The 24,446-nt window shown below is 60.2% G+C and carries 18 protein-coding genes and 2 pseudogenes; 8 read left to right on the top strand and 12 right to left on the bottom strand.

What is annotated here, in order from left to right:
* Nucleotides 1–54 precede the first annotated feature (54 nt).
* Nucleotides 55–1,202, top strand: a pseudogene (locus tag BLT65_RS37385) (IS3 family transposase); the annotation flags it as partial.
* Between the two features lie 161 nt (nt 1,203–1,363).
* Here the strand turns inward: BLT65_RS37385 and BLT65_RS37380 are convergent.
* The 10 genes and pseudogenes from BLT65_RS37380 to BLT65_RS37335 form a co-directional block, all read right to left on the bottom strand.
* Nucleotides 1,364–2,191: pseudogene (locus BLT65_RS37380) on the bottom strand (PqiB family protein); the annotation flags it as partial.
* Nucleotides 2,160–3,449: a paraquat-inducible protein A gene (locus tag BLT65_RS37375; RefSeq protein WP_091787910.1), complete on the bottom strand. Its 1,290-nt coding sequence runs from the start codon at nt 3,447–3,449 to the stop codon at nt 2,160–2,162. The gene BLT65_RS37375 and the pseudogene BLT65_RS37380, both read right to left, overlap by 32 nt.
* Nucleotides 3,446–4,945 carry an efflux transporter outer membrane subunit gene (locus BLT65_RS37370; protein WP_091787906.1) on the bottom strand — a complete coding sequence of 500 codons (1,500 nt, stop codon included), beginning with the start codon at nt 4,943–4,945 and terminating at the stop codon, nt 3,446–3,448. The genes BLT65_RS37375 and BLT65_RS37370 overlap by 4 nt, the downstream gene beginning before the upstream one ends.
* A 1-nt stretch (nt 4,946) precedes the next feature.
* Nucleotides 4,947–8,138 (bottom strand): efflux RND transporter permease subunit, encoded by a 3,192-nt coding sequence (locus BLT65_RS37365; protein WP_091787903.1) that lies wholly within the window; start codon nt 8,136–8,138, stop codon nt 4,947–4,949.
* A 12-nt stretch (nt 8,139–8,150) separates the two neighbouring features.
* On the bottom strand, nt 8,151–9,434 hold the full coding sequence (locus BLT65_RS37360) for an efflux RND transporter periplasmic adaptor subunit (protein WP_091787900.1): 1,284 nt from the start codon (nt 9,432–9,434) through the stop codon (nt 8,151–8,153).
* A 546-nt stretch (nt 9,435–9,980) separates the two neighbouring features.
* Nucleotides 9,981–10,436, bottom strand: coding sequence for a lipid-binding SYLF domain-containing protein (locus BLT65_RS37355; protein WP_208545862.1), 456 nt, complete (start codon nt 10,434–10,436; stop codon nt 9,981–9,983).
* Between the two features lie 159 nt (nt 10,437–10,595).
* The gene (locus BLT65_RS37350; protein ID WP_091787898.1) at nt 10,596–10,982 is read right to left on the bottom strand and encodes a response regulator; all 387 of its coding nucleotides are present in this window, start codon (nt 10,980–10,982) and stop codon (nt 10,596–10,598) included.
* A 367-nt stretch (nt 10,983–11,349) separates the two neighbouring features.
* A complete protein-coding gene (locus BLT65_RS37345; protein ID WP_091787894.1) occupies nt 11,350–11,745 on the bottom strand; it encodes a response regulator transcription factor in 396 nt (131 codons plus the stop codon).
* Nucleotides 11,746–11,870: 125 nt separating this feature from the next.
* Complete coding sequence (locus tag BLT65_RS37340) at nt 11,871–12,503, bottom strand: response regulator transcription factor (RefSeq protein WP_229513636.1); 633 nt, start codon at nt 12,501–12,503, stop codon at nt 11,871–11,873.
* A 20-nt stretch (nt 12,504–12,523) separates the two neighbouring features.
* On the bottom strand, nt 12,524–13,918 hold the full coding sequence (locus BLT65_RS37335) for a PAS domain-containing sensor histidine kinase (RefSeq protein ID WP_143036635.1): 1,395 nt from the start codon (nt 13,916–13,918) through the stop codon (nt 12,524–12,526).
* Nucleotides 13,919–14,621: 703 nt separating this feature from the next.
* On the opposite strand from BLT65_RS37335, the gene BLT65_RS37330 reads away from it, so the two are divergent.
* Nucleotides 14,622–15,245, top strand: coding sequence for a lipid-binding SYLF domain-containing protein (locus tag BLT65_RS37330; protein ID WP_091787888.1), 624 nt, complete (start codon nt 14,622–14,624; stop codon nt 15,243–15,245).
* Nucleotides 15,246–16,036: 791 nt separating this feature from the next.
* On the opposite strand, the gene BLT65_RS48840 is transcribed toward BLT65_RS37330, so the two are convergent.
* Complete coding sequence (locus BLT65_RS48840) at nt 16,037–16,228, bottom strand: DUF2950 family protein (protein WP_425273193.1); 192 nt, start codon at nt 16,226–16,228, stop codon at nt 16,037–16,039.
* A 221-nt stretch (nt 16,229–16,449) separates the two neighbouring features.
* Here BLT65_RS48840 and BLT65_RS37325 point away from each other — a divergent pair, with 221 nt between their 5' ends.
* The 4 genes from BLT65_RS37325 to BLT65_RS37310 all read left to right on the top strand — a co-directional run bounded on the left by BLT65_RS37325 (nt 16,450) and on the right by BLT65_RS37310 (nt 20,120).
* Nucleotides 16,450–17,628 (top strand): porin, encoded by a 1,179-nt coding sequence (locus BLT65_RS37325; protein WP_091787885.1) that lies wholly within the window; start codon nt 16,450–16,452, stop codon nt 17,626–17,628.
* A gap of 300 nt (nt 17,629–17,928) precedes the next feature.
* Entirely contained in the window at nt 17,929–18,228 is a 300-nt protein-coding gene (locus BLT65_RS37320) for a hypothetical protein (RefSeq protein ID WP_091787882.1), read from the top strand.
* A 45-nt stretch (nt 18,229–18,273) separates the two neighbouring features.
* Nucleotides 18,274–19,143, top strand: coding sequence for a DUF2092 domain-containing protein (locus BLT65_RS37315; protein WP_091787922.1), 870 nt, complete (start codon nt 18,274–18,276; stop codon nt 19,141–19,143).
* Nucleotides 19,144–19,154: 11 nt separating this feature from the next.
* Entirely contained in the window at nt 19,155–20,120 is a 966-nt protein-coding gene (locus BLT65_RS37310; RefSeq protein ID WP_091787919.1) for a hypothetical protein, read from the top strand.
* Between the two features lie 1,119 nt (nt 20,121–21,239).
* On the opposite strand, the gene BLT65_RS37305 is transcribed toward BLT65_RS37310, so the two are convergent.
* On the bottom strand, nt 21,240–22,829 hold the full coding sequence (locus tag BLT65_RS37305; RefSeq protein ID WP_091787879.1) for an aldehyde dehydrogenase (NADP(+)): 1,590 nt from the start codon (nt 22,827–22,829) through the stop codon (nt 21,240–21,242).
* 240 nt (nt 22,830–23,069) lie between these two features.
* Here BLT65_RS37305 and BLT65_RS37300 point away from each other — a divergent pair, with 240 nt between their 5' ends.
* Entirely contained in the window at nt 23,070–23,384 is a 315-nt protein-coding gene (locus BLT65_RS37300) for an NIPSNAP family protein (RefSeq protein WP_091787876.1), read from the top strand.
* A 71-nt stretch (nt 23,385–23,455) separates the two neighbouring features.
* Entirely contained in the window at nt 23,456–24,424 is a 969-nt protein-coding gene (locus BLT65_RS37295; RefSeq protein WP_007740930.1) for a cyclase family protein, read from the top strand.
* The last annotated feature ends 22 nt before the right edge of the window (nt 24,425–24,446 follow it).

Here is a 24,446-nt window from a genome sequence, read left to right as displayed (position 1 = left end):
TGAAGTTGACCCGCGAAAACGGACACCTATCCTTTTGATCAGGAGGTGCCGATGATGGGCAAGCATCGTACCCCGTACCCGGCGGAATTCCGGGCGCAAATGGTCGAGCTGGTGAGAGCTGGTCGCAGACCTGAGGAGCTGGAGAAGGAGTTCGAACCGACCGCGCAGACCATCTACAGCTGGGTGGCGCAGGCCGATCGTGACGCAGGTGTGCGTCATGACGGACTGACCACGGCCGAGAGGCAGGAACTGACAAGATTGCGCCGTGAAGTTCGACAACTGAAGATGGAGCGCGACATCCTCTCTCACGCGGCGGCCTGGTTCGCGAGGGAGACGGGATCTATTCCACCGAAGGGCGGTACGGATTCATGAAAGCGAACCGGGCCCGCTGGCCCATTGCCACGATGGCACGGCTGTTCGGGGTCTCGACGAGCGGTTACTACGCGTGGCTGATACGCGAACCATCGCGCCGCACATGTAGCGATGCGCAACTGCTCACGCGTATCCGTACGTTACATGCGAGTTCGCGCGGCACATACGGGGCGCCGCGTATTCATGCGCAACTCGGGCGCGAAGGCGTGCACGTTGGACGCAAGCGGGTCGCGCGTCTGATGCGCATGGCAGGGCTATGTGGCGCGAGCCGGGGCCGCTGGCCGCGCACCACGCGCTCACGTGCGGGAGCCCGGCGAGCACCGGATCTGGTACGCCGGCACTTCAGCGCTGACGCAGTGAACGTGCTGTGGGTGGCTGACGCGACCTACGTGCCCACCGATGAAGGCTTTCTGTATCTCGCCGTGGTGCTGGATGTATTCAGCAGGCGCATCGTCGGCTGGGCGATGTCGAATCATCTATACACGGAACTGATGTTGCGTGCCCTGGACATGGCGTTGCAGCAACGGCGCCACGAGGGCGTCATTCTCCATTCGGACCAGGGATGTCAGTACACGTCCATTGCCTTTGGCAGGCGCTGTCGCGAAGCAGGTGTGCAGCCGTCAATGGGGACTGCGGGTGATGCTTACGACAACGCGATGTGCGAGTCGTTCTTCGGAACACTAGAAGCCGAACTGCTCGGTCGCGAACACTTCGCTACTCACGAGCAGGCGCGGCGGCGCATCTTCTCCTTTCTGGAAGGCTGGTACAACATCCGTCGCCTTCATAGCAGCATCGGCTATTGCTCGCCGCTCGAATTCGAAAGTCTGCATGCGCAAGAACAAAAATCATCGTCTCGCGGGTTGCCCACCGGCGGACAGCGTCATGGTCGTGACAGGCGACCCGCCGCCCGCCCGTGGACAACCCGCGACTCAACGCTTAAAGGAGGATCAATATCGTATTAACCCAACTGCAGATCTTTCCGTTGAAGCGGGTCACCCTCAGTTTCCTTCGGCGTCTGGAACGCCAGACCGCCGATAAGAATGGACACAAGCGACTGGGTGTTGACCCGGACACCCGCCGCGTCAAGCGACACATCGATGCCGCTTGCCTGCCAGAACCGCGTACCCGTAGTCACATACCTGTCGTAAGGCGCGTTGACGAATACGTGTACCGTGACACCGTTTCCATCCTGGTCGAGCGCGTATGAAGTCACCTGTCCGACCTGCAGCCGACGGAAGAAGACGGGCGAGCCTACATCGAGCGACCCCATGTCTTCGCCCTTAAGCACGAACTCGCTCCCGGGCTCACCGGTTGCGATTACCGGCGGAGTCTCAAGGCCGATAAAGTCGTGTCGCACGACCTTCGACTTTCCAGGATCCATACTCACAAACGAGCCGGATAACAACGTCCCCAGACCGGAGACGGTGCCACCTGAGATGCGGGGCTGAACGACCCAGAACCGTGAGTCATCGACAAGCATGTCGGACGCGTTTTTGGTCAGCTCAGCTGTCGCGATGACACGGGTGTGGTCATTCGATAACACAACCTTCTTGACGGTCCCAATTTCAACGTTCTTGAACCTGATTCTGGTCTTGCCTGCCTCCAGGCCGTCCCCCGTCTTGAAACTGATCGTGACGGTCGGTCCTTGTTCAAGTACTGCCTTGACCGCAAGCCAGCCCCCGATCAATACGGCAACGAGAGGTACGAGCCAGACCAGTTGCAGACGCCAGCGCGCGCGACGGACCGTAGCGACTTCAGGGAAGTCCGGTCCACCAGGATCCTGTGGCTCATTGGCTTGAGCCGGTGGTGGCTTGTCCATGATGGGCCTCAACCGTATCCCAGGTGAGCCGCGGGTCGAATGACATCGCGGCAAACATTGTCAGTACGACAACGGCACCAAATGCGATTGCAGCGGGACCTGCCTCGATTGTCGCTAGTGCGTTGAACTGGACCAGGGCAACCAGCATGGTGATGACATAGATATCGAGCATCGACCAGCGTCCGACCAGTTCGACGAGGCGATAAATGCCTGCCCTGCGCCTTGGCACCCATCGCGAGCGACACTGTGCGGTCACGAGAAGAAATACCAGCGCAATGATTTTCAGCATCGGCACCGCGATACTCGCGATAAACACCACTATCGCAAGCGGCCATGAACCGGATGTCCACAGGTAGACCACGCCGCTCAGTATCGTGTCTTTCTCTGCACCGAACAGCGAGCTTGTATTCATCACCGGTAGCACGTTGGCAGGAACATACAGGAACGCCGCGGCAGCTACGAACGCCCACGTTCGGCTGATGCTATCCGGCGTCCGGAAGTGCAGATGTGCGCCACAGCGGGGACAATGAGGGTCGTGTAGCCGGGCAGCAACCGAAAGCAGACCACAGTGATGGCATACGTAAAAGCCAGCGGAAGCGGCTGTTGGTGCTGAAGCCGTACATGGCGCCGGATACGCATTCAGCCTGGACCTGTTCACAGCACAAATTCGCGCCCAGATATCACGTGGTTCGAAACCTGACGATATCGCAGCGAGGAGCAACATCTGGACACCGAATGCGTACAATCCGATACCCGGCACGACTGTCGCGATAACCGAAAGCTTGACCAGCGCCACAAGCAATCCAAGGATCAGCACTTCCGTCATGCACCAGGGCTCGACCAGATGTAAGACGCGAAACGCCAGATCCGGTCTATACGGCGCCAATCCGACGCGCAACGGCAGCAGCAGATACACCAACGCCAGCATGTCGAGCAAGGGCACGAAAAGCGTTGTCAGAAAAACAAGACCCGCAATTGGCCAGACACCATCGTGATAGAGGTCGAGAACGGCACCGAGCAACGTGGTGTCGACCAGATTCCCGTTGACTGACAGGCCGACGACCGGGAACGCATTCGCGGCTGTGAACGTCACCAGCGCTGCCACCGTACACGCGAGCGTCTGGTCAAGTCCTCCGGGACGGTTACGATACAGTGGCGCACCACACCGCGTGCAACGCGCCGTTGCGTTATCGCCGAGAGGCGATTCGCGCTGGAGCAGGTCGCACTGGTGACAGGCGATGAGGGTCCCGCGCGTCATTGCGGCACCTCTGCGACGGGTTGCGGCGCGGCGGGAGGCACCTGCGGCGGCGGCGGCTGTCCGCTTGCCGGCGGGGGCGCCGTCATCTTTTCCGCCTCCACGACCCAGCCGCCGCCCATCGCCATGTACAGGCTGACCACGTTGGTCAGCGTCGCGGCCTGCGTTTGCGTGTACTGGAGCTGCGCGTTGAACAGGTTGCGCTCCGCGTCGAGCACCTCCAGGTAGCTCGTATAGCCCGCATCGTAACGCTGTCGCGCGAGACGCAGATAGGTGCTCAGCGAGTCGACCTGCCGGCCCTGGATAACCAGCTGCTCGCCTGACTTTTGCACGGCGATCAGCGCGTCGTCGACCTGTTGGAACGCCACCTGGATTGCGTTTTCGTACGCGAACAGCGCCTCCTGCTGCCGCGCCTCCGCCTGCTTGTTCTGGCCGTAGATGTTGCCCCCGGTGAAGATCGGCACCGTGACCGATCCAGCGTACGCCCAGACCCGGGCGGGTCCGGTGAAGAGGTTCGAGAACCGGGTGCTGACCGAGCCGAACAGCCCCGTGAGTGAAATGTCCGGAAAGTACAGCGCGCGCGCCGCGCCGATCAGGGCGTTTTGCGCGATCAGGTTCTGCTCGGCCTGGAGAACATCCGGCCGGCGATCCAGCAGCTCCGACGGCAGACCCGCGGGGACGGCGGGCGCTTCAAGCGCGTCCAGCGCTCGGCCGCGCAGGATGGGCTCCGGATTGCTGCCGAGCAGCACGGACAGCGCGTCTTCCTGTTGCGCGATCTGCTGCTCGAGCTGCGGTATCGTCGCCGCGCTCGCCTCATAGTCGGACTGGCTCTGCGCGAGCTCCATCTGCGAGGTCTGCCCAAACTGCTGGCGCAGCGTGAACACGTGAACCGAATCGGCGCGACTCGCGGTCGTGCTTTGCGCGATCTCGAGCTGCCTGTCGAGGCTGCGCAGTACGATATACGATGATGCAACCGACGACACCAGCGTCAGGATCGTGGCCCGGTGCCCCTGCTCCGCCGCGCCCACGTTCGCGCGCGCCGCTTCGGTCTCGCGCCGCACCTTGCCGAACAGGTCGATGTCCCAGAATCCGGACACGCTCGGCTGGAACTCGTTGAAGACCGGCGAAACGCCAGGGGGGATCGGCGTCGGCCCGCTCTGCGACGCGCGCTGGCGCGATGCCAGGAACCCTGCGCTGACCTGCGGGAACAGCGCCGAGCGCGTGCTGACGAACTGCCCCATGAATTCGTCGACGCGCGCAGACGCCTCCTTGACGTTGAGGTTGTTCGCGAGCGCGGTCTTGATGAGTTCGTTCAGCACCGGGTCCTGGAACTGCTCCCACCACGTCGTGTTGACGACGTCCTCCGCTTGCGCCTGCGCAAAGCGGAACGTCGCGGGCGTTTCCACCCTCGGCCGCTCGTAGTTTGGGCCGAGCAGGCAGCCGCCCAGCGCACCGGTCAGGAGGAGAGGCGCGGCCACGCGCGCAATGGAGGCGCGCATGTCAGTCGTCCTCGTGCCGCGCGGACGGCGTGACGTGCGGCGAGCCCGGGCCGCCCGACGCAGGCGTTTTCGTGCTGCCCTTGCCGCGCGACGACAGCGACTCGAGCGCCCAGTAGAACATCGGAATGAAGAACACGGCGATCGCCGTCGCACCCAGCATCCCGCCGATCACGCCCGTGCCGATCGAATGGCGGCTATTCTGCGATGCGCCGAGCGCGATCGCGAGCGGCACGCAGCCGAGGATGAACGCGAGCGAGGTCATCACGATCGGGCGCAGGCGCTCTTCGGCGGCGGTCAGCGCGGCGTCGTATGGCGACTTGCCCTCCTCACGGTTCAGCACCGCGAACTCGAAGATCAGGATCGCGTTCTTCGCGGCGAGCGCGATCAGCATCGTCAGGCCGATCTGGAAGTAGACGTCGTTGTTGAGCCCGCGCAGCAGGATGGCAAGGAAGGCGCCGAACAGCGCGAACGGCACCGCCATCAGCACGCCGAACGGCAGGCTCCACTTCTCGTACTGCGCCGCGAGAATCAGGAACACCATGATGATCCCGAACACGAACACGAGGTTCCCGGTGCTGCCCGCCTTGAGCTCTTCGAATGCCTCGCCGCTCCAGCCGGCCGCATAGCCGGCCGGCATCTGCGCGGCGAGTTCCTGCAGCGTCGAGATGACCTGCCCCGAGCTGTGGCCGGGCGCCGCGTTTACGGTGATCTTCACCGCGGGGAAGTTGTTGAAACGCGTGATCAGGGCGGGACCGGTCACGTACTTGTAGGTCATCACGGCCTTGATCGGGACCATGTTGTTGGTCTTGCTGCGCACGTAGATCTGGTCGAGGTCCTTCGGCGTGATCCGGTAGCGCGGATCGGCCTGCACGATGACCTGCCAGAGCCGCGCGTCCTTGTTGAACTGCGATACGTAGAGCGAGCCGAACATCGTCTGCATCGCGCTGTACACCTCTTCGACCGGCACGCCGAGCGTGGCCGCCTGGTCGCGATCGACCTCGACGAGCAGTTGCTGCGATGCCGCGGTGAAAGTATTCGTCACCCCGGACAGTTCCGGCCGCGCCTTGGCCTTCTTGACGAAGTCGTCGACGACGCCCGCGAGCTGCTGGATCGACCCGTCGCCCTGGCTCTCGATCCACATCTCGGTGCCGCCTGTCGTGCCGAGGCCCGGAATGGACGGCGGATTGACCGGCACCACGATGCCCTCCTGCACCTTCGAGAGCGTCTCGTAAGCCTTGATCAGCACGGCGCGCGCGTTGTCCTCCTTGATGTTCGAGAACTTGTAGCGCTCGTCGAACCCCTTGAAGCCGATGAAGAACGTGCCCGCGTTGTTCTTGTTCTGGCTGTCGAGCAGGCTGAAGCCGTTCACGACCGTGACGCTGCTGACGGCCGGCTGCTTCATGAAGTACTCGGTGACCTTGTCGCCGACGTCCGCGGTGCGGTCGAGGCTCGCCGCGTCCGGCATGATGACCGCCCCGAGCAGGTAGCCCTGGTCTTCCGGCGGCAGGAACGAGCCCGGAATCGACTTCGCCATCAACACCGCGAACACGATCATGCCCACGAATACGAAGAGGCCGATGACGTAGCGCCTGATGATGAACCGGACCGCGCGCCCGTAGCCGGCCGTCATTTGCGTGAACTTGTTGTCGAACCACCGGAAGAAGCCTTTCTTTTCGTGGTGCGTGGCCTTGAGCAGGATGGCGGCGAGCGCCGGCGACAGCGTCAGCGCGACGATGCCCGAGAACACCACCGAGATCGCGATCGTGATGGCGAACTGCTTGTAGAGCTGCCCGGTGATTCCGCCGAGGAACGCCACCGGCACGAACACGGCGCACATCACGAGCACGACCGCCACGACCGGACCCGACACCTCGTCCATGGCGCGCTTGGCCGCGTCCTTCGGGCTGAGCTTGTGGACGGTCATGTTGCGCTCGACGTTCTCGATCACGACGATCGCGTCGTCCACCACGATGCCGATCGCGAGCACCATCCCGAACAGGGTCAGCATGTTGATCGAGAAGCCGAGCGCCGCCATCCCCATCGCGGTGCCGACGATCGACACCGGCACCGCCAGCACCGGGATGATAGTCGCGCGCAGGTTTTGCAGGAACACGAACACGACGATCACGACCAGCACGAGCGCTTCGAAGAACGTGTGGACCACGTCGGCGATCGACGCGCGCGTGAAGTCGGTCGTGTCCAACGCGATCTGGTATTCGAGCCCCTGCGGAAACGATTTCTTCAGCTCGGCGAGCGTCGTGCGCACCTGCTTCGACACGTCGAGCGCGTTCGCGCCCGGCTGCTGGTAGACCGCGAGGACCGTGGCCGCCTTGCCCTGGAAAGTGGTGCGGTTCGAATAGCTCTTCTGCCCCAGCTCGGTCCGGCCGACGTCCTTCAGGCGGACGATCGCTGCGCCATTGCTCGCCGCGCGGATGATGATGTTGTCGAACTGCTCCGGCGTCGCGAGCCGCCCGGTCGTCGTCACCGCGAACGACTGCTCGACGGGGCTGCCGGTCGGCGACTGGCCGACCGTGCCGACGGCGAACTGCTGGTTCTGCGCTCGCACCGCGTTCTGCACGTCGCCCGCGGTGATGCCGAGCTGCGCCATGCGATCCGGCTTCAGCCAGATCCGCATCGCGTAGTCAGGCGTGCCGAAGATCGCCGACTGGTTCGCACCCGAAATTCGCTTGATCGTGTCGAGCACATAGACGTTCGCGTAGTTCGCGATATACGTCGAGTCGAAGCGCTGGTCCGGCGAGTAGATCGCAATGACCATCATGAACGCGTTCGACTTCTTCTGGACCTGCACGCCCTGCGCCTGCACCGATTGCGGCAGCTGTGGCAGCGCGAGGTTCACGCGGTTCTGCACGTCGACCTGCGCGAGCTCCGGGTTGGTGCCGATCTCGAAGAAGGCGTTGAGCGTGAAGTCGCCGGTCGACGAGTTCGATGAGTACATGTAGATCATGTTGTCCGCGCCGTTGACCTGCTGCTCAATCGGTGCGGCCACGTTGTTGGCGACGACGTCCGCGCTCGCCCCCGGGTAAGACGTGGAGACCGTGACCTGCGGTGGCGTGACGTCCGGGTATTGCGCGATCGGCAGCGAGAACAGGGTCAACGCGCCGCCGAGCGTGATGACGATCGAGATGACCGACGCGAAGATTGGCCGGTCGATGCAGAAGTGCGAGATGTTCATCGGGTTCGCCCCTTACTGCGATGCGCCGCCGGGCGCGCCCGGCGCCGCCGGTTGGGTTGGGGCAGACGCTTGCGTATCCGAGGCGCCACCTTTCTCGACGACCGTCTTCCCTCCCGTGTCCGTCGACGCCAGCGTGCCGACGATCTTGAGCGGCACATCGGGCGCGACGCGGATCGCGCCGTCCACGACGACGCGTTCGCCGGCCTTCAGGCCGTCGTTGATGAACCAGTTGTCGCCGTTCCATTCGCCGACCTCGACGACACGCTGATGCGCCTTCGACTCGCCGTCGACGACCCACACGAAATGGCTCCTCGCGCCCTGCAGCACCGCGCGCTGCGGCACGAGGATCGCATTGGGCCGCATTGCCCCCGAGATGCGCGCGCGCACGAACTGCCCCGGGCGCAGGGTCCCCTTCGGGTTGGCGAGCACCGCCCGCACGAGGAAGGTCCCGGTATCGGTACTGAACGCCGGGTTCGCGAAGCTGATCTTGCCGTGCTGCGGAAATTCGGTGCCGTCGGCAAGCTCGACCGCCACGACGAACTCACTGTTGGGCGGAAAGATCAGCTTGCCCGCCGCGATCTGGTCCTGGTACCGAAGCATTTCATTTTGCGAAACGCTGAAGTTCACCCACATCGGGTCAAGTTGATAGACGTAGGTGAGAAGCCCTGACGAGTTCGCGATCAGATAGCTGCCGTCCTGTTGCCGCGCGTAGCTCGCGAGGCCGTTCAGCGGCGACCTGATCGTCGTGTAGCTGAGGTTAAGATCTGCGGTCTCGACCTGCCCTTGCGCGGCGATCACCGCGGCTTGCGCCTGCTTCTCGTTGCCGATCGCGTCGTCGAGATCCTTCTGACTCAATGCCTGCTGTGCCGCGAGCGGCTTCACTCGCGCAAGGTTCTGCTGCGTGACGAGGAGCCGGGCCTGCTGCTGCGCGAGTTGCCCCTTCGCCGTTTGCAGCAACGCCTGAAACGGCTTCGGGTCCATCTGGAACAACGTCTGACCGGCTTTCACCTGCTCGCCTTCGGAGTACGTCCGCCTGTCAAGAAAGCCGTCCACGCGCGCACGGATCTCAACTTCCCGCGAGCTCTGCGTCTGCGCAGTGAACTCCATATCGACCGGCGTATCGCGCGCGGCGACGGTCATCACCGTCACCTCCGGCGCGCCGAGCGCGGGCGGCCCCGCCGGCTTCTTGCAGCCGCCAAGGAGCGCAAGCGCGACAACGAGCAGCAGCGGCAGGCCGCTTCGGCGTGCCGCAAACCCGGCTGATGGTCGACGGATTGGAAAGAACAGACCGCTCATGTCAGACCTCCCACATCGCACCGGCAAACGTGCGGCGCATGCATCCTGCGACTGGCGGCCACATGCGGCCAGCCGGACCTCGCACGGCCGGCGCGTGGGCACACGCCACCGGCTACCGCGAGCGCGAGCGCGAGCGAATGCTGGGTTCATCGAAGCTCGCAAGTGACAGCAGCACGCTGCACGAGGCGATCCGCAACGCTAACCCGTGCGGGCTACTTTGCGAGTTGCCAGCGCTCGTGTACAAAGAAGTGCTAACCATATGCTCTCCAAACGGCCCGGCCGCCCACTGCCTGACCTGCATCGCCAAACCCTTCGGAGGTAGCGAGCGCCTAAGGTCATCTCGAAGGAACCTGCACAACCCGGACGCGACGAACAAGCGGCATACACCGTGCTAGAACTCTCCAGTAATGCCCTGTGGTTCATCTGGCCGCGCCACGCTTGTCGGCCAAGCTTCGATATCTTCTGGCCCTGCACCCCCAATCCCGACCATCAATCCTTCCTGCGCAAAGAGGAACGCATACACATCTGATTGCATCGTTGTCATTGTCAATGCCCTGGCAGCCCCATCATCCAGAACGACGACGCTTGGACCGACACCAATCGACCATCCATCGCTTTTGTCTGGAGGAAATTAACTGCGTCCTGATTCATGAGAAACATTGCTTCAGAAAATTCCTGCGCACCGGCCTGAAGTCCATACGAAAATGCGGAGGCATTGTAGTAGCCAAGTACTTTTCCCGATGAATCGAACATGACTCCGTTTCCTCCCTGTGCACCAACGAGGAAGCCAGCCTTATAGATCGTCGGAAAAACCAGTATTGCCTTAGCATGGCCCTGAAGTTCTTTTGCCTTGGGCGTCGTGTCATACAGCTTGTTCAGTTTTGTACGTGCTGCCTGGTGAAGTTGGGGATCTCCGCCCCCTGAAGACATCTGCTGTGTCTGGCACCCCATCGCAATCATCAATAAAGGCGTCAAAATAACAGTGCGCAGGTACCTGTTCATGACGCAATCTCCAATCAAGGACGCGAGGATCCCAAAGTTGATGAAACACAAATGTCGTCAAAAGATTCAAAGGTATTCAGTCGTGAATTCACCCGACCCGGCACGCGGACATTGACATCCTTCAATCTTTCATAGTCCACTTCCTATCCTGTAGTGTCGCTATTCCCGCGGTACCAGGTCGATTGCTGCGCGTACCGCCTTGATAAACAGTTCGTCATCAAACGGCCTTCTGATGTAGGCAATGGCACCTGCCGCCAACGCCCTGTCACGCTCAGCGACACCTTCGTGAGCCGTTGTGAAAATGACAGGAGCGCCATAGGCAGCCAGCCTCCTCTGAACTTCCAGACCATTGGACACTGGCATCTGAACGTCAAGAATCACGCAGGCCGGGCGATACGATGGTATCGAGCGCATTGTCTCCAGCAGTTCATCTCCCGTTCCAAATCTGTCTGCCGCGACACCGATCGACCGCAGCAGTCTTCGGATCGCACGATTTACCGAGGTATCGTCGTCGACTACCGCAACGAACGGCTTCACTCTGGTCATGGCGAAAGATCCAGTGCAAGTACACCATGGCATTCATCTGTTCGGATACTCGATTAACACTAGGACGTCAGAATCCCATTTGATATAAGACTTTGGTGAGATGCCTCGTGACGTGGCGGGGATCACAGGCCACACTCACTGTCCACAGCCCGCGGATAGTGACACTCTTTCAAGACTGATCTGGATAACGAATTGGCAGGACCGGGACACCGTCAACGGTGCTTTCCGAAGAGGCGAAGAGGGAGACCTACATTTGCTAACAAAGCACACGGTGCGCTGACGCATTGACGTATCGAGATCAACTCCCGAAACGAATGCGATTCGCGTTCGACACTACACCGTTCTCGATCTACACTAATTTTTTCATTTATTCCGTGTCAGGAGAAGGTGCGCCCTGCAGTGCCATTTCTACTGTGCTTAAAAGAATCGAGTCCGTGAATGGTTTGCGAAGGTAACCGGCCGCGCCAGAAGTCAGTGCTTGTTGACGAAGGTCGATTTCGTCAAACGCCGTGATGACAATGACCGGTATTCCATAGCCTGATAATTGACGCTGTACCTCGAGGCCATTCGTACCTGGCATATGAATGTCGAGAATGACGCAACCCGGGCGACGCACCGAAACGTCAGACCATGCGCTCAGAAACTCATCCCCACTCAGGAATGTGTCAGCGTCAATTCCGATCGACAGAAGAAGACGCCTGATCGCCCGGCATACCGACGCATCGTCATCTACTATCGCAACATATGGTTTGGCGTTTTCCATTGATAGCCTGTCGACCTTTAAACCCACCCCTCACGACGGCGATAACGATTCGACAAAGCGACAGGCACGCCACGTCGGACTTTGCCCGAACACCCTTCGATTACAATCCTCTCAATCTCACAGATTCAGATCCGCGATTCAGGATTGGCCGACACTCCATTGCCAGCTTTGTCCACAAGGTGAATCAGATCAGCGAGTGATCCTGCATGCATCTTGGTCATCACTCGCGCGCGATGGATCTTGATCGTCGCCTCTGCAATCCCGAGGTTGTCCGCAACCTGTTTGTTTAAACGTCCGGCGACGACATGAGTCATCACCTCGCGTTCTCTCGGAGTCAGACTTGCCATCCGCGATTGAATGTTTGCCTGCTCCCGACGCCGCTCGAAATCTGCCATTGCACGGTGAAGTGCGCGATCTATAGCCTCAAGCAAAACTTCCTCAATGATTGGCTTGGTCATAAAGTCAAGGGCGCCAGCTTTCATTGCATCCACGCTTGCATCGATATCACCGTGTCCAGTAATGAAGATGACTGGAAATTTCATGTTCAATCGACGTTGAACTTCGAGCCCGCTCAGATCAGGTAGCTGCAGATCTAGCACAACGCAGGCTGGCCGATCGGCGAGGTCCGCATTATCCAGAAACGACTGAGCAGTATCGAAGGCTTCCGCCTGATAACCGACCGAGCAAAGAAGTCGGCAAAGAGCGCGACGAACCGATCCGTCATCGTCAACGATGAAAACCCGCTTTTCGTAGTTCACGATCACCGCTCACAGCGGGATTAACCCGCCGTGCCCTCAACTGGAAGATTGACATAGAAGGTCGCACCGCAGTCTGGATTATTCCTTGCCCAGATTGATCCACCGTGCTTCAGCACAATTGTGCGACTTATTGAGAGACCGAGCCCTAACCCGTGTGGCTTCGACGTGAAAAATGGTTTGAAGATCATGTCGAGTTGCTCGACCGTCACGCCGGGTCCCCGGTCTCGTACCGCGATCTGCACGGAGCCTCCTCTATCTGAAGTAACGTCTAACTCCACCGTGCGATCGGGACTCCGGGGATCACAGACAGCCTCGAACGCATTTAAAAGGAGATTAAGTACAACCTGCTGCAACTGCACCCTGTCACCGCATACCGGTGGAAGATCATCGTCGACATGGACCTTCGTCTGAATACCGCGAACGATCGCATCGCTGTGGACCAGCGACACGACGTCATGAATCAGACTGGCCAGATCAAGTCTCTGAACTTCAATTTCTCCCTTTCGAACCAATGTCCGAATCCGCCGTATGATTTCACTCGCACGACAGTTATCAGCGACGACGTCCTTCAAGGTTTCGCGTATTTCGCGAAGATTGATGGGAGTCTTTTCGATGAAGTGCTGCACTGCCTGTACGTTACTCAATATCGCCGTAAGCGGCTGATTCAGTTCGTGTGCGAGCGACCCTGCCATTTCGCCCAATGATGAAACGCGAGCGAGATGCGCAAGTTCCTGTGCGTTGCGGTGAAGCTCATACCGTTCACTCCGGTCGACGACGACGGCCAGGAGTATATCGATTTCGCTGATTCTGCATACGTTCGTTAATACTTCAGCCAGAAACTCTGTGCCGTCTGCTTTTCTGGCCACGACTGTCATTGTTCTGGACTTCCGGTCATTGCCCGCAACGAACGCATCCGGGATCGAGTGGTCTCGCTGATTCTGCGGATCGGGGAATAGCACGCTTGCCGGCATGCCCTGAATACACTTTCCTCTATAACCGAACAGTTCAATTGCACTGGGGTTCGCAAATGAAATCGCTTCGCGTTCACAAAACCCAACGATGGGTATCGGAAGACTCTCCAGCAGGTCGCTGGTTACAGGTGCATTGCCGGGTTTTTTACGGCTCCTTCCCCGTTCCAGCCATTGAGATTGTGCCAATGGTCTGCGCAACGTCCTTCCAGTGGTCCCTTCGGAAGAGAATAAAATTTGGGCTGCAATCGTTTTCGTGGCAGATGCAGTTTGCGTGACTCTAGCTTTAACCAGTCTGCTAATAATATCGATGTCAAAGTTTCGCTTCGCCCGGATCACTCCAGGATCGACGACCGAACTCGCATCGAACAGGTGTCGTTTTCGAACAAGAATTTTTGACACCATGAGCATGGTCGCACCATAGAAGTTCGCTGCCGTGGTGACCATTACCGGTCTCCTTGCCGCCGAACCCACACATAGTCGATGGGCTCCTCAAGGGTAGTCGGATATCAACCGTCGCTGCGGTCTTTCGACCTCTTTGATAGTCGCGAATGCGGAACGACTGCGTGCGTCAAACAGGGATATTCTTGCTTGATGATAGGTCGATTCTGTGAACTTTTCGGTATTGTTTTCCTTGTCTTCATCACAAGAAAAATCGTTAGCTTTTTGAAGGGCTTCAATCCCCCCCTCTCTTAAGCTTTCCTTAAGAAATGGGATTTTTAATCGACCGCGATAGTAAGCTTGCTTAACTTAGTGATCCAGTTACTAAACGCGGTCAGCGTAAGCGCGGTGTGGAGACGACACCCGCGACGCTTCATTGGGTTATCGGCGAACGGTCGGACCAACGTCCAGGATTGCGATCGGTCCGTCAGCTGAATCGTTGCATGCCGAGGGTCAACTGTGTCCGACCGACATGGTTCACGCGGGTCAATTAGTCGGTGCTCATTTGGCATTTTCCACCTCCCGTTCTTCGCTCTCTGGTCGATTGCCTCCGATCCAACCTCCGCGCGCGGCGAGTAATTCTTCGTACTTCGACCATATAAGACTAAAGATCAATAGTGTTCTCTCTAAAGAAATACCACACTGGAACTTGTCGTACTGACGGATCGGGGCACGTTGAGCCCATGGCTAACCGGAAGGAGTGTGTACCATGTCGAAAATTGTTACACCGCTCGCCATCATTTCCGCTATAACGTTCGTGGTGGCATGCACAACTACCAGTTCTGGGGACAACACCGAAGTGTCGTCGATACCGGAACAGCCAATAGCAGTTGCGCCACCTCCAACGATACAACCGACAAGTGCCTCCAGGGTTCTGGACGCAGACACCCGCGCCGCAATGTTCAGTCTGGTTTCAACGAATCCGAAGATGGATGGTCTGGCTCATCGTGCCAAGGGAATCCTGGTATTTCCGATCGTTGTGAGGGCGGGATTTCTCGCGGGTGTATCTCATGGTGTCGGTGAGATGATCGAAAACGGGAAGGTGACCGGATACTACGCAACGACTTCGCTTTCTTACGGTTTCCAGGCGGGTGCGGAGCGATACTCGTATGCAATGCTTTTCATGACAGACGCGGCACTCAACAACCTGAAGACGAGTCGCGATTTCGAGATCGGGGTTGGACCGACCGTGGTCGTTGTTGACCAGGGGATGGCGAAAAATCTGAATACTGAAACTGCGAAATCGGATGTCTACGCCATCATCTTTGATCAGAAAGGGTTGATGGCCGGGTCATCATTGAGAGGGACGAAGATCAGTCGTATCAGCAGATAAATTCAGTGTGGCACCCAGCAATCGGCAATCAATGAAGCACCAGTTCGTTAGCGTGGTCGGTCGGGACATTGCGATTTCACGGGAAATCAAGGCACGAGCCGCCCTGGATCTATAAGACCTGATGGTTGCCGCGACTGGTGAGGCGCCGGTAGCCTACGCGACCGTAACCCCCGGTTAGACGTCGCACTTGTTGGCGTGGCGATTTCAACCGCGCTAGCCCCACCCTTGGCTGCCAGCCAGTGTCCTGCTCACCCGTGGACAATCGCGGCTTGCGGTAGGTGCCATGTTGCCAAGTTTCTAAGGGACACGCCATAGACGTCATCCTCCTGATCGGACTTTCTTTAGTGCTAACTGCCAGCCTTCATCAAGTGACTGTGCAACATCAACACGAAGCGGCTACCGATGCTTCGACGCACACGATTCCGATTCAACCCGCGTAATTCGGGTGCTTATATGAGCGCCACGGAGGGCAGCCGTTTATCGCACAATTGATTCTCTTTCTCAGAAGTATTAAGGCGGTCATTCGAAAGAAATTCTCTGAGCTCAAAAGTGATGGCTTCTTCCCCGGGAAAACTCATTACGCCACTCGTTCCGCATCGGGCGGCCCATGCTATCGGCGCGCAGGTATTCGCCATCACGCCATCCCGGATGTAACCTTGCGCACCGCCTTTTGCACGTACCCTTGCCGCGTCAGTATCGGGTAATGATGCCCGTGATATCCGTCGCAGCGACATGCGAGCCAAGCAGGCTTTGCGCCTTATGGGCGCAAGCGAACAGTAAAGGCCATCGTGCTACCTCAGCGCGCTCATGAAGCGCTCGACATGGCGTCCGGTCAAATTGCGATACTCACTCTGCGCGTCGAGATATGCCAGCGACGTCAACATTGTCGCCCGTTCGGTGTGGCAGATCCGGCGCGTCTCTGGCTCGCTCCGCCCAGCAACGGGATCAAACTGCCAACCGTCTGGTGTCTGCACGAGCGGAATTGACAGTGTTCAGCCAGCAGTTGACAGGCATTGACAGCGGAGGTCCCGGATGACGGCAATGCCCGGTAGCAGCCGGATAACCTGGGAACCGAACCCACGCTGCGTCCTGACAGAAACGCCCTATACTTTTCTGGCAAGACGTTCGCAACCAGGGTGCGGCAACGCTCTGTGTGAAGCATTCCAGAAGTATGCCGTCGCTCGGTACTAGCTGGAGAAAGCGCATGAAAAAGTGCCTCTTGGCCGGCGCTGCGCTCGTCACCCTGACGGGGACGGCGCATGCCCAAAGCAGCGTAACGCTCTATGGCCTGATTGACGCTGGGCTGACCTACACGAATAGCCAGATTTCCGGAACGGGTTCGGGTGGCCACAGCAACTGGCAGATGACCAGCGGATCGGTCCAATACAGTCGCTGGGGACTACGTGGAGCCGAAGATCTGGGTGGAGGGTTGAAGGCCATCTTTACTCTGGAAAGTGGCTTTAACGTCAACAATGGACAACTGTCATCGAACAATCGTCTCTTTAACCGCCAGGCTTTTGTTGGTCTGACCACCCGCGAATATGGCACGCTCACATTCGGTCGCCAGACCGATGACATGGTCGACTTCGTGGCACCGCTTTCGCTGACGGGAACAGAGTATGGCGGTGTGCATTTTGCTCACCCATTTGACGTCGACAACCTGAACGACTCATTCCAGATCAACAACTCGGTCAAGTATGAGAGTCCGGAATATTACGGATTCAAGATGGGCGGGCTGTATGGTTTCTCGAATCAAGCCGGTGGCTTTGCAAACAATCGTGCCTGGAGTGTGGGCATGTCCTACCTCTGGGGGCCCCTGAACTTTGGGGCGGGCTATCTGCATCTGAATAGCGCGGCCAGGACACCTGGCCAGGTCAATACAGGTGGCGCAGTGACCGATACGACGGGCGCTTCGCTTCAGGGACTACTGGCACCAACCGCTGTTCCCTTAGGCGCGCTTGCCGCGCGCCAGCAAACCTGGGGCGCGGGCGTGAATTACACGTTCGGCCCGGCTGTTGCCGGCTTCGTCTACACGCAGACCAATCTGACGGGCCTGTTTCAGACTGGCTTTAGCACGCACTTCCAGAACTTCGAAGGTAACTTCCGATATGCGCTAAACCCAACCGTTGAGCTCTCGGCCGCCTATACGTATTCGCGCGCAGGTGGAAACTCAGGCAGTGGCAGTCCGCACTGGAACCAGGTGAGCGCGATGGCAGACTACAGTTTCTCGCGCCGAACGGATGCATACATACAGGGAACCTGGCAAGGACTGAGCGCGGGCAGCAACTCCCCACTGGGGGTCGCCTGGATCAACGGCGTGAGCGCGCCTTCGTCCACGAACAATCAGGTCGAAGCGACCATCGGCCTGCGTCACCGTTTCTAAGGCCCGCCGCGCTGGACCCCGAGAAGAGTGGTGGCATCGCGGGCATCCCCGTCTCTGCGACGCCCGTCCTGCCACGCACCACGCGAGAGACGCTGCAGCGGCGCGCATATATAGAACCAAGGTCTACTATCGGCATCGCCCGCGGTCTCCTACTCTGTCGATGAACAGGCGAATGCGGCCCGCCGCGCATCGCCCGGCCATGTCGTCCCACGGAATCCACCCTCACGCCACGGTCCGGGAAGCGCGAACGCCCGGAGGCGTCTCGCCGCCCTTATCTTCCCCCACCTCTGAGGGCAAATCATGAAGAAGCACAGTCTGTGGTTTGCAATGGCGCCCGCGCTGCTTTTCGTGAACGTCGCTGCGGCCCAGCAATACCCGATCCTCGACGCCGTCGCGAACCGGATCGTGCAGAAGTACCAGAACTCGAGTTGCGAGCAATTGTGGCAGGAGCGCGCCGAGAAGAAAGGCAAGCCGAAGCCGCAGGGCGAGGACATGGCGATCCAGGCGATGCACAACGACCCGCAGATGCGCGCCGCGTTCATCGACCGCGTGGCCGCGCCGATAGCCAACAAGATGTTCGAATGCGGGATGATCCCCTGATCGCCGCTGGGCGTGCCGTCACGCTGGCTGATCACGGAGGCTGCGATGACTTTATGGAATCAGGCCTTGTGCGCAGCGGTCGTCGCTCTGGGCGTATGCCTGGCCTCGAGCGGCGACGCGCAGCAACAAGCGAACGCGACCTCGAAAGTTGCGGCGAAACATGCCCGCAAGGCCGCCGCGCCCGACTTTCAGCCGGGGCTCGACCAGCATGCGCTCGACGTCATCAAGGCCGCGTGCGAGCGCCTCGCGGCCGCGAAGTCGATGGCGTTCATGGCCATCGTCTCGTACGAAAGCCCGAGCCGACTCGGCCCGCCCCTCATCTACTCGACCAAGTCGGAAGTCATCATGCAGCGGCCCGACAAGCTACGCGTGATCACGCTCAGCGACGGTCCGCGCTCGGAGTTCTACTACGACGGCAAGACGATGACGGCCTTCTCGCCGGCCGAGAACCTTGTGGCCGTGTCCGACGCGCCGCCGACGATCGACGACGCGCTCAAGAAAGCCTACGACATCGGTGCGATCTATTTCCCGTTCACCGACGTGATCGTCGCGGATCCGTACAAGGACATCGCCGACAGCCTGAAGATCGCCTTCTATATTGGCCAGTCAAGCGTCGTCGACAACACGACGACGGACATGGTCGCGTACGTGACGGGTGACGTGTTCGTGCAGGCCTGGATCGGCACGGAGGACAAGCTGCCGCACCGGATCGATGCAGTCTATCTGAACGATCCCGCGCGGCTGCGCCACGTGGTGGCGCTCACGAACTGGGTGCTGGACCCGCCGTTTGCCGCTGACGTGTTCGTGTCGTCCGACGCGTCCGGCGCGGCGCACATCGCGTTCGAGCGCCCCGACGCCGTCAACGCGCCTGGTATGAAGCCGCCGCCGAAGGCCAGACCCGCCAATCCTCAATGAGGAGGCGCATCGTGAAGACAATCGTGATCTACGTGGCCGCGTGCGTGATTCCCGCTTTCGCGTCGGGCCCCGCCGGCGCCTGGGGACATGCGGGTGCCTGGGGAGGCGCGGGCGGTTGGGGACACACCGGCGGCTGGTCGCGCCCGTCCGGCTCCGACTCGATGACGCGCAGCAATGTCTGGGGTGGCAGCGAAACGCACACGCCCGGGCAGGGCACCACCATGACCAACCGCTACGGCGATACGGCCACGCACGCCGCAGGCTCCAACCAGACCACCTACAGCAACAGGTACGGCGCAAGCGCGACCCACACCTACGGTCAGGGCACCACGGCCACCGGCGCGTATGGTGGCACGGCCACGCATGTCGCGGGCTCCGGGCAGACCACCTACTCGAATCGGTACGGAGCGAGCGCGACCCACACTTACGGCCAGGGCACCACAGCGACCAACGCCTATGGCGGTTCCGCGACGCATGTCGAGGGATCGGGCTACACGACCTACACGAACGCATCGGGCGCGACCGCATATCACAGCACTTACTACGGCGGCGCGAGCTACGCCGCATACCACCCGCCGACCACGGTGAACGTGTATGGGTCCGGCTGCTACAACTGCGGCGGCTGGTCGACGGCGGGAGCGGCTGCCGCGGGCGCGGCCGTCGGCGTCGCGGCCGGCGCTGCGATCGCCTCCGCGAACACGGCGGCGGTCGCCTCGAACGCGTACAACAGCGGCTATGCGGCCGCGAATACGGTGAACACCTACAACGCCGGCTACGTGGCCGGCGCGACAGCCGCAGCGCCCCTGCCCGCCCCTGTCAGCGGGTACTTCGCGATGGGCGCAATCTACGCGACGCTGCCCGCCCGTTGCATCACGCCCTCCGGGCTGGGCGGCACCTACTACCTGTGCGGCAATTCGTGGTTCAAACCTTCGTATGGCGCGAACGGTGTCTACTACCGCGTCGTGCCCGCGCCCTGAGGGACGCGAGGCGCACGGCGTCGAGCGGGTCCGCGCCCGCACGACATCTGACGGAGGACTGAACGGTTGCACCATGGGCACAATCGACACGTAGACCGTGACACCCGAATGTGGCCACTCGACGGTGTCAATGTCCATGCTAGAACTCCGTACGTGTCCGCCGATGCGTGCGTCGGAGTCCATCGGTCAATCGGGCATTGTTGGCGGCACGACATCGGACCTGGTGGTGTACGTCACCGGAATATGATCGTGCAGATCTGGATCGGTTCGCTTTGATCGAGCCTTGCCGCAAGGAGAGCAACCATGAAGAGCATTTTGATGGGCGTTTTAGCGGGCCTCTCATTCGGGTGCCTTGCCGCCCCGAATTGCAACGATGTAAAGACCAATTGCATCGACAATTACAATCGGGACATCGGTGCGTGTGGAAATTACGCCGACAGACGAGCAGAACTTTGCAAGGCGGACGCACAAAATCGATATCTGTCATGCGTCCAGGCTGGTGGCTGCGGGGGCTGACGGCGCCTTGTTCGTTGGGGTCGTGTCGGGGAGAATTACACTACGATTCAAGAGCCGAGATATTGGGGGGCGGCAAGCCAGCCAATTTCGCCCCCATCCGCTCCATATTCAACCAATTCATGTCGCCTTGGTAGGTGGACACTTAAATTTTCGCTGGTCAGTCCCTTTGCGCGGTGAAGCAATGTGATTTCTCTACGTCCCGGCCTTCGCTGGCAGTTATTCCGACTCTTGTCGGGAGCACGGTTGCACACTCTTCCGTCCGCCGGTGCCGACCAGAAGCTCCGCCACTGTGAGGTTGACCGTGATGGCCACCGGCAGGAACCATCGTCTCCGGCTGGACATGATGTCACCTCCTAGGCACTGCCTGGCCTTCGCGGGCTCGGCGGACTATATGAATCAAGCATTGCTGATTGGCTTGATGCATTGTCGTTGTCCTTGCGGTTAGATCAGAACAGTTCGCCCAGGCTGGCATCGATCAGGCAGTCGCTTACCCCGACCGAACGACCGTCGAGCGTGTTCCTTTAAACCAGTACGTCTTGCCCTTCTCATGACCTCGCCGCCGCAAAGGCGGCGGTGTAATCGCGCCGACCTGGGCAACGACGATCAAGCGCGCTGCGCCAATGCGATCTTCCCGTCGACGAGACGATTGATTCGCCAGGGGTTGCCCGTTTTCAACGACTCGGGCAGCAGCGCCTCCGGCATGTCCTGATAGCTAACCGGCCGCAAAAAGCGGCGGATCGCGAGGCTGCCGACCGAAGTCGAACGACCGTCGGCGGTGGACGGATAAGGACCGCCGTGGACCATCGCATGCGCGACTTCGACGCCCGTACCAAAGCCATTGACGAGCACGCGGCCCACGCGTCGCTCCAGTGACGGAAGGAACGAACGCGCCGCTGCGTAATCGGCTTCATCGATCTGCAACGCCGCCGTCAGCTGTCCTTCCAGAGACTCGATCAGTTCACGCATCGTGTGCAGATCTGGGCAACGCACGATCAATGACGCCGCGCCAAAAATCTCTTCCTGTAATTCCGTTTGCTCACGAAACGCGGCGGCGCTTGTCACAAAGAGCGCGCCTTGTCCCTTGTTCGCGCCGGTCGCAGGCTGCGCGCGCGCCACCGTCTGCACCTGCGGATGTTCGGCGAACTTCGACACCGCCGTTTCAAACGCCCGATGAATGCCGGGCGTGAGCATCGTTGCGGCCGGCGCCCGTCTCAGCGCCTCCGAAGCCGCAGCCACGAAGCGATCGAGTGCGGGACCTTCCACCGCGAGAATCAAACCCGGGTTCGTGCAGAACTGCCCGGCACCGAGCGTCAACGATTGCACGAAGGCCTGAGCGATCGCTTCGCCGCGCTGCTCAAGCGCATGCGGAAACAGCAACACCGGATTGATGCTGCTCATTTCCGCATAGACCGGCACCGGCTCGGGACGCGCGGCGGCGACTGCCATCAACTCCGTTCCCGCATGGCGCGAGCCGGTGAATCCGACCGCCTTGATGCGGGGATCGCGAACCAGCCCCTGGCCGATTTCACGGCCGCTTCCGAACAGCAGCGAGAAGGTCCCCTCTGGCATTTCGCAGTCCTTCACCGCCTTCTGCACGGCCATGCCGACCAGTTCCGACGTGCCGGGATGCGCGGCATGGGCCTTGACGATCACCGGGCACCCAGCGGCCAGTGCGGAAGCGGTGTCGCCCCCTGCCACCGAGAACGCCAGCGGAAAATTGCTGGCACCGAACACCGCGATGGGGCCGAGCCCGATGTGCCGCAAACGCAGATCGACGCGCGGTGCCGGTTTGCGCTCGGGCTGAGCCGGATCGATGCGCGCTTCGAGAAAGTCGCCTGCTCGCACGACACCCGCGAACATCCGCAACTGGCCCACCGTTCGCGCGCGTTCACCTTCGATTCGCGCGCGCGGCAAGCCCGACTCCGCGGCGCAGCGCTCGATCAACGCATCGCCTGCCGCGAGGATGTTGGCCGCGATCGTCTCCAGAAAATCCGCGCGGGCTTCGAGCGTGGTTTCGCGGAAGATATCGAAAGCGGACCATGCCAATGCACACGCTGCATCGACGTCTTCGAGCGTCGCGCCACCGAAGCCCGGTTCCAATCGTTCGCCGCTCGCCGCGTCGATGGCATACGACACGCCGTTCGTTCCGCGTCGCACGCTCTGGCCAATCAACAAGTTCCCTGCGATGTTCATTTTCATTTCCTTGATGGGATAAGTCGACGCCCTGTCCCGGGCGTCGTTATTCACTCGACTGTGCTCGCGTCGCCGCAATTTCGACCTCGCAGCACCTTCACGGAATGATTTCAAACCGGCTGGCAAGCGTCAACGCTTTGGACATGACAACTCTTTATAGCGCTATAAGAAGCTCTCAATTTCAAGGCTATTGGATGATTTCTATACTGACTTTCTGCTTAATCTGGAAAGTACTCGTTCATGTTTTATGAAATGCGAACCTATACGGTTCAACCAGGAAAGCTGAAGGAATATCTTCAGAACTTCGAAGCGGAAGGCTTGCCCATCATTTCGCGTCACGCGAAGCTGATCGGCTGGTGGTACACGGAAGTCGGCACATTGAATCAGGTCGTGCACATCTGGGCATGGGAAAGCCTCGACGAGCGCGTTAGGCGCCGTGCTGCGCTGCTCGAAGATCCGAACTGGATGAACAGGTTCATCGCAAAGGCCACGCCGCTGCTCATCGATCAGGAATCCCGCATCATGCTGGCCGCCTCCTTCTCGCCGATCCGCTAGGCAAGCATCCGTCAGGCAACAACTCAAAGGCAAGCCACTTCGTGCTTGCTTCAACAACCAAGGAGACAATCATGTGTGTGCCGAACCCCAAAGGCAATCCAGACGTCAAGCAACTGCTCGAAGGCTTGCCCAGAAACTGGGGCAAGTGGGGACCCGACGACGAAGTCGGCGCGCTGAACTATCTTCAATCGGCGGAGATTCTGCGCGGCATCGCCGCGGTGCGACAGGGCAAGACATTCACGCTGCAAGTCGATATCGGTCATGCTAAAGGCGAGCCGCTATTTCCCGGCCGGCGCCCTTCGATGCGCATGAACGTGCTCGATAAAGGCCATTTTCTGGCAGGCAAGGCACATTTCGACGGTAACGTCGAATATGCCGACGATGTGATCTTCATGCATGTTCAAGGATCGACGCAATGCGACGCACTCGGCCACGTCTGGTACGACGACACCCTCTGGAACGGCTATGACGCGATGAGCACCGTCGGTGGCCTGGCGCGCGCCAGCATTCTGCCGATCGCCGAGCGCGGCATTGCCGGCCGCGCCGTGCTGATCGATATGGCGCGTCACCGCAACAAGCCCGTGCTCGACAAGGGCGAAACATTCGACCATCGGGATCTGCTCGATGCCGCGCGCGCGCAGGGCGTGACCATCGAGCCGCGGGACATCCTGCTGATCCGCACCGGCTGGATCGGCTCGTTCTACGAGCGCGACGCGGATGAGTTCTATCAGGACTATATGGAGCCGGGCTTGACGTTCAGCCGTGAACTCGTCGAGTGGTTTCGGGAGATGGAAATTCCTTGTCTCGTGACGGATACGATGGGCAACGAAGTCACTGTCGATCCCGTGTCGGGCGTGATGATTCCGCTGCATAACGCGCTGATGCGCAACCTGGGTGTCGTATTTACCGAGGTCGTGCTGCTCGACGAACTCGCAGGCGACTGCGAACGCGACGGTCAATGGCAATTCCTCTATACGGCTGCACCGCTGAAGATCGTTGGCGGCACGGGTGCTCCCGTCAATCCTCTCGTCATCAAATAAGCACGCGTAGCGCGCATGCCCC

Origin of the sequence: Paraburkholderia steynii, assembly GCF_900100565.1 — a bacterium.
Classification (GTDB): Bacteria; Pseudomonadota; Gammaproteobacteria; order Burkholderiales; family Burkholderiaceae; genus Paraburkholderia; species Paraburkholderia terrae.
The sequence above is the reverse complement of the archived record's forward strand: the minus strand, read 5'-3'. Positions and strand labels throughout refer to the sequence as shown.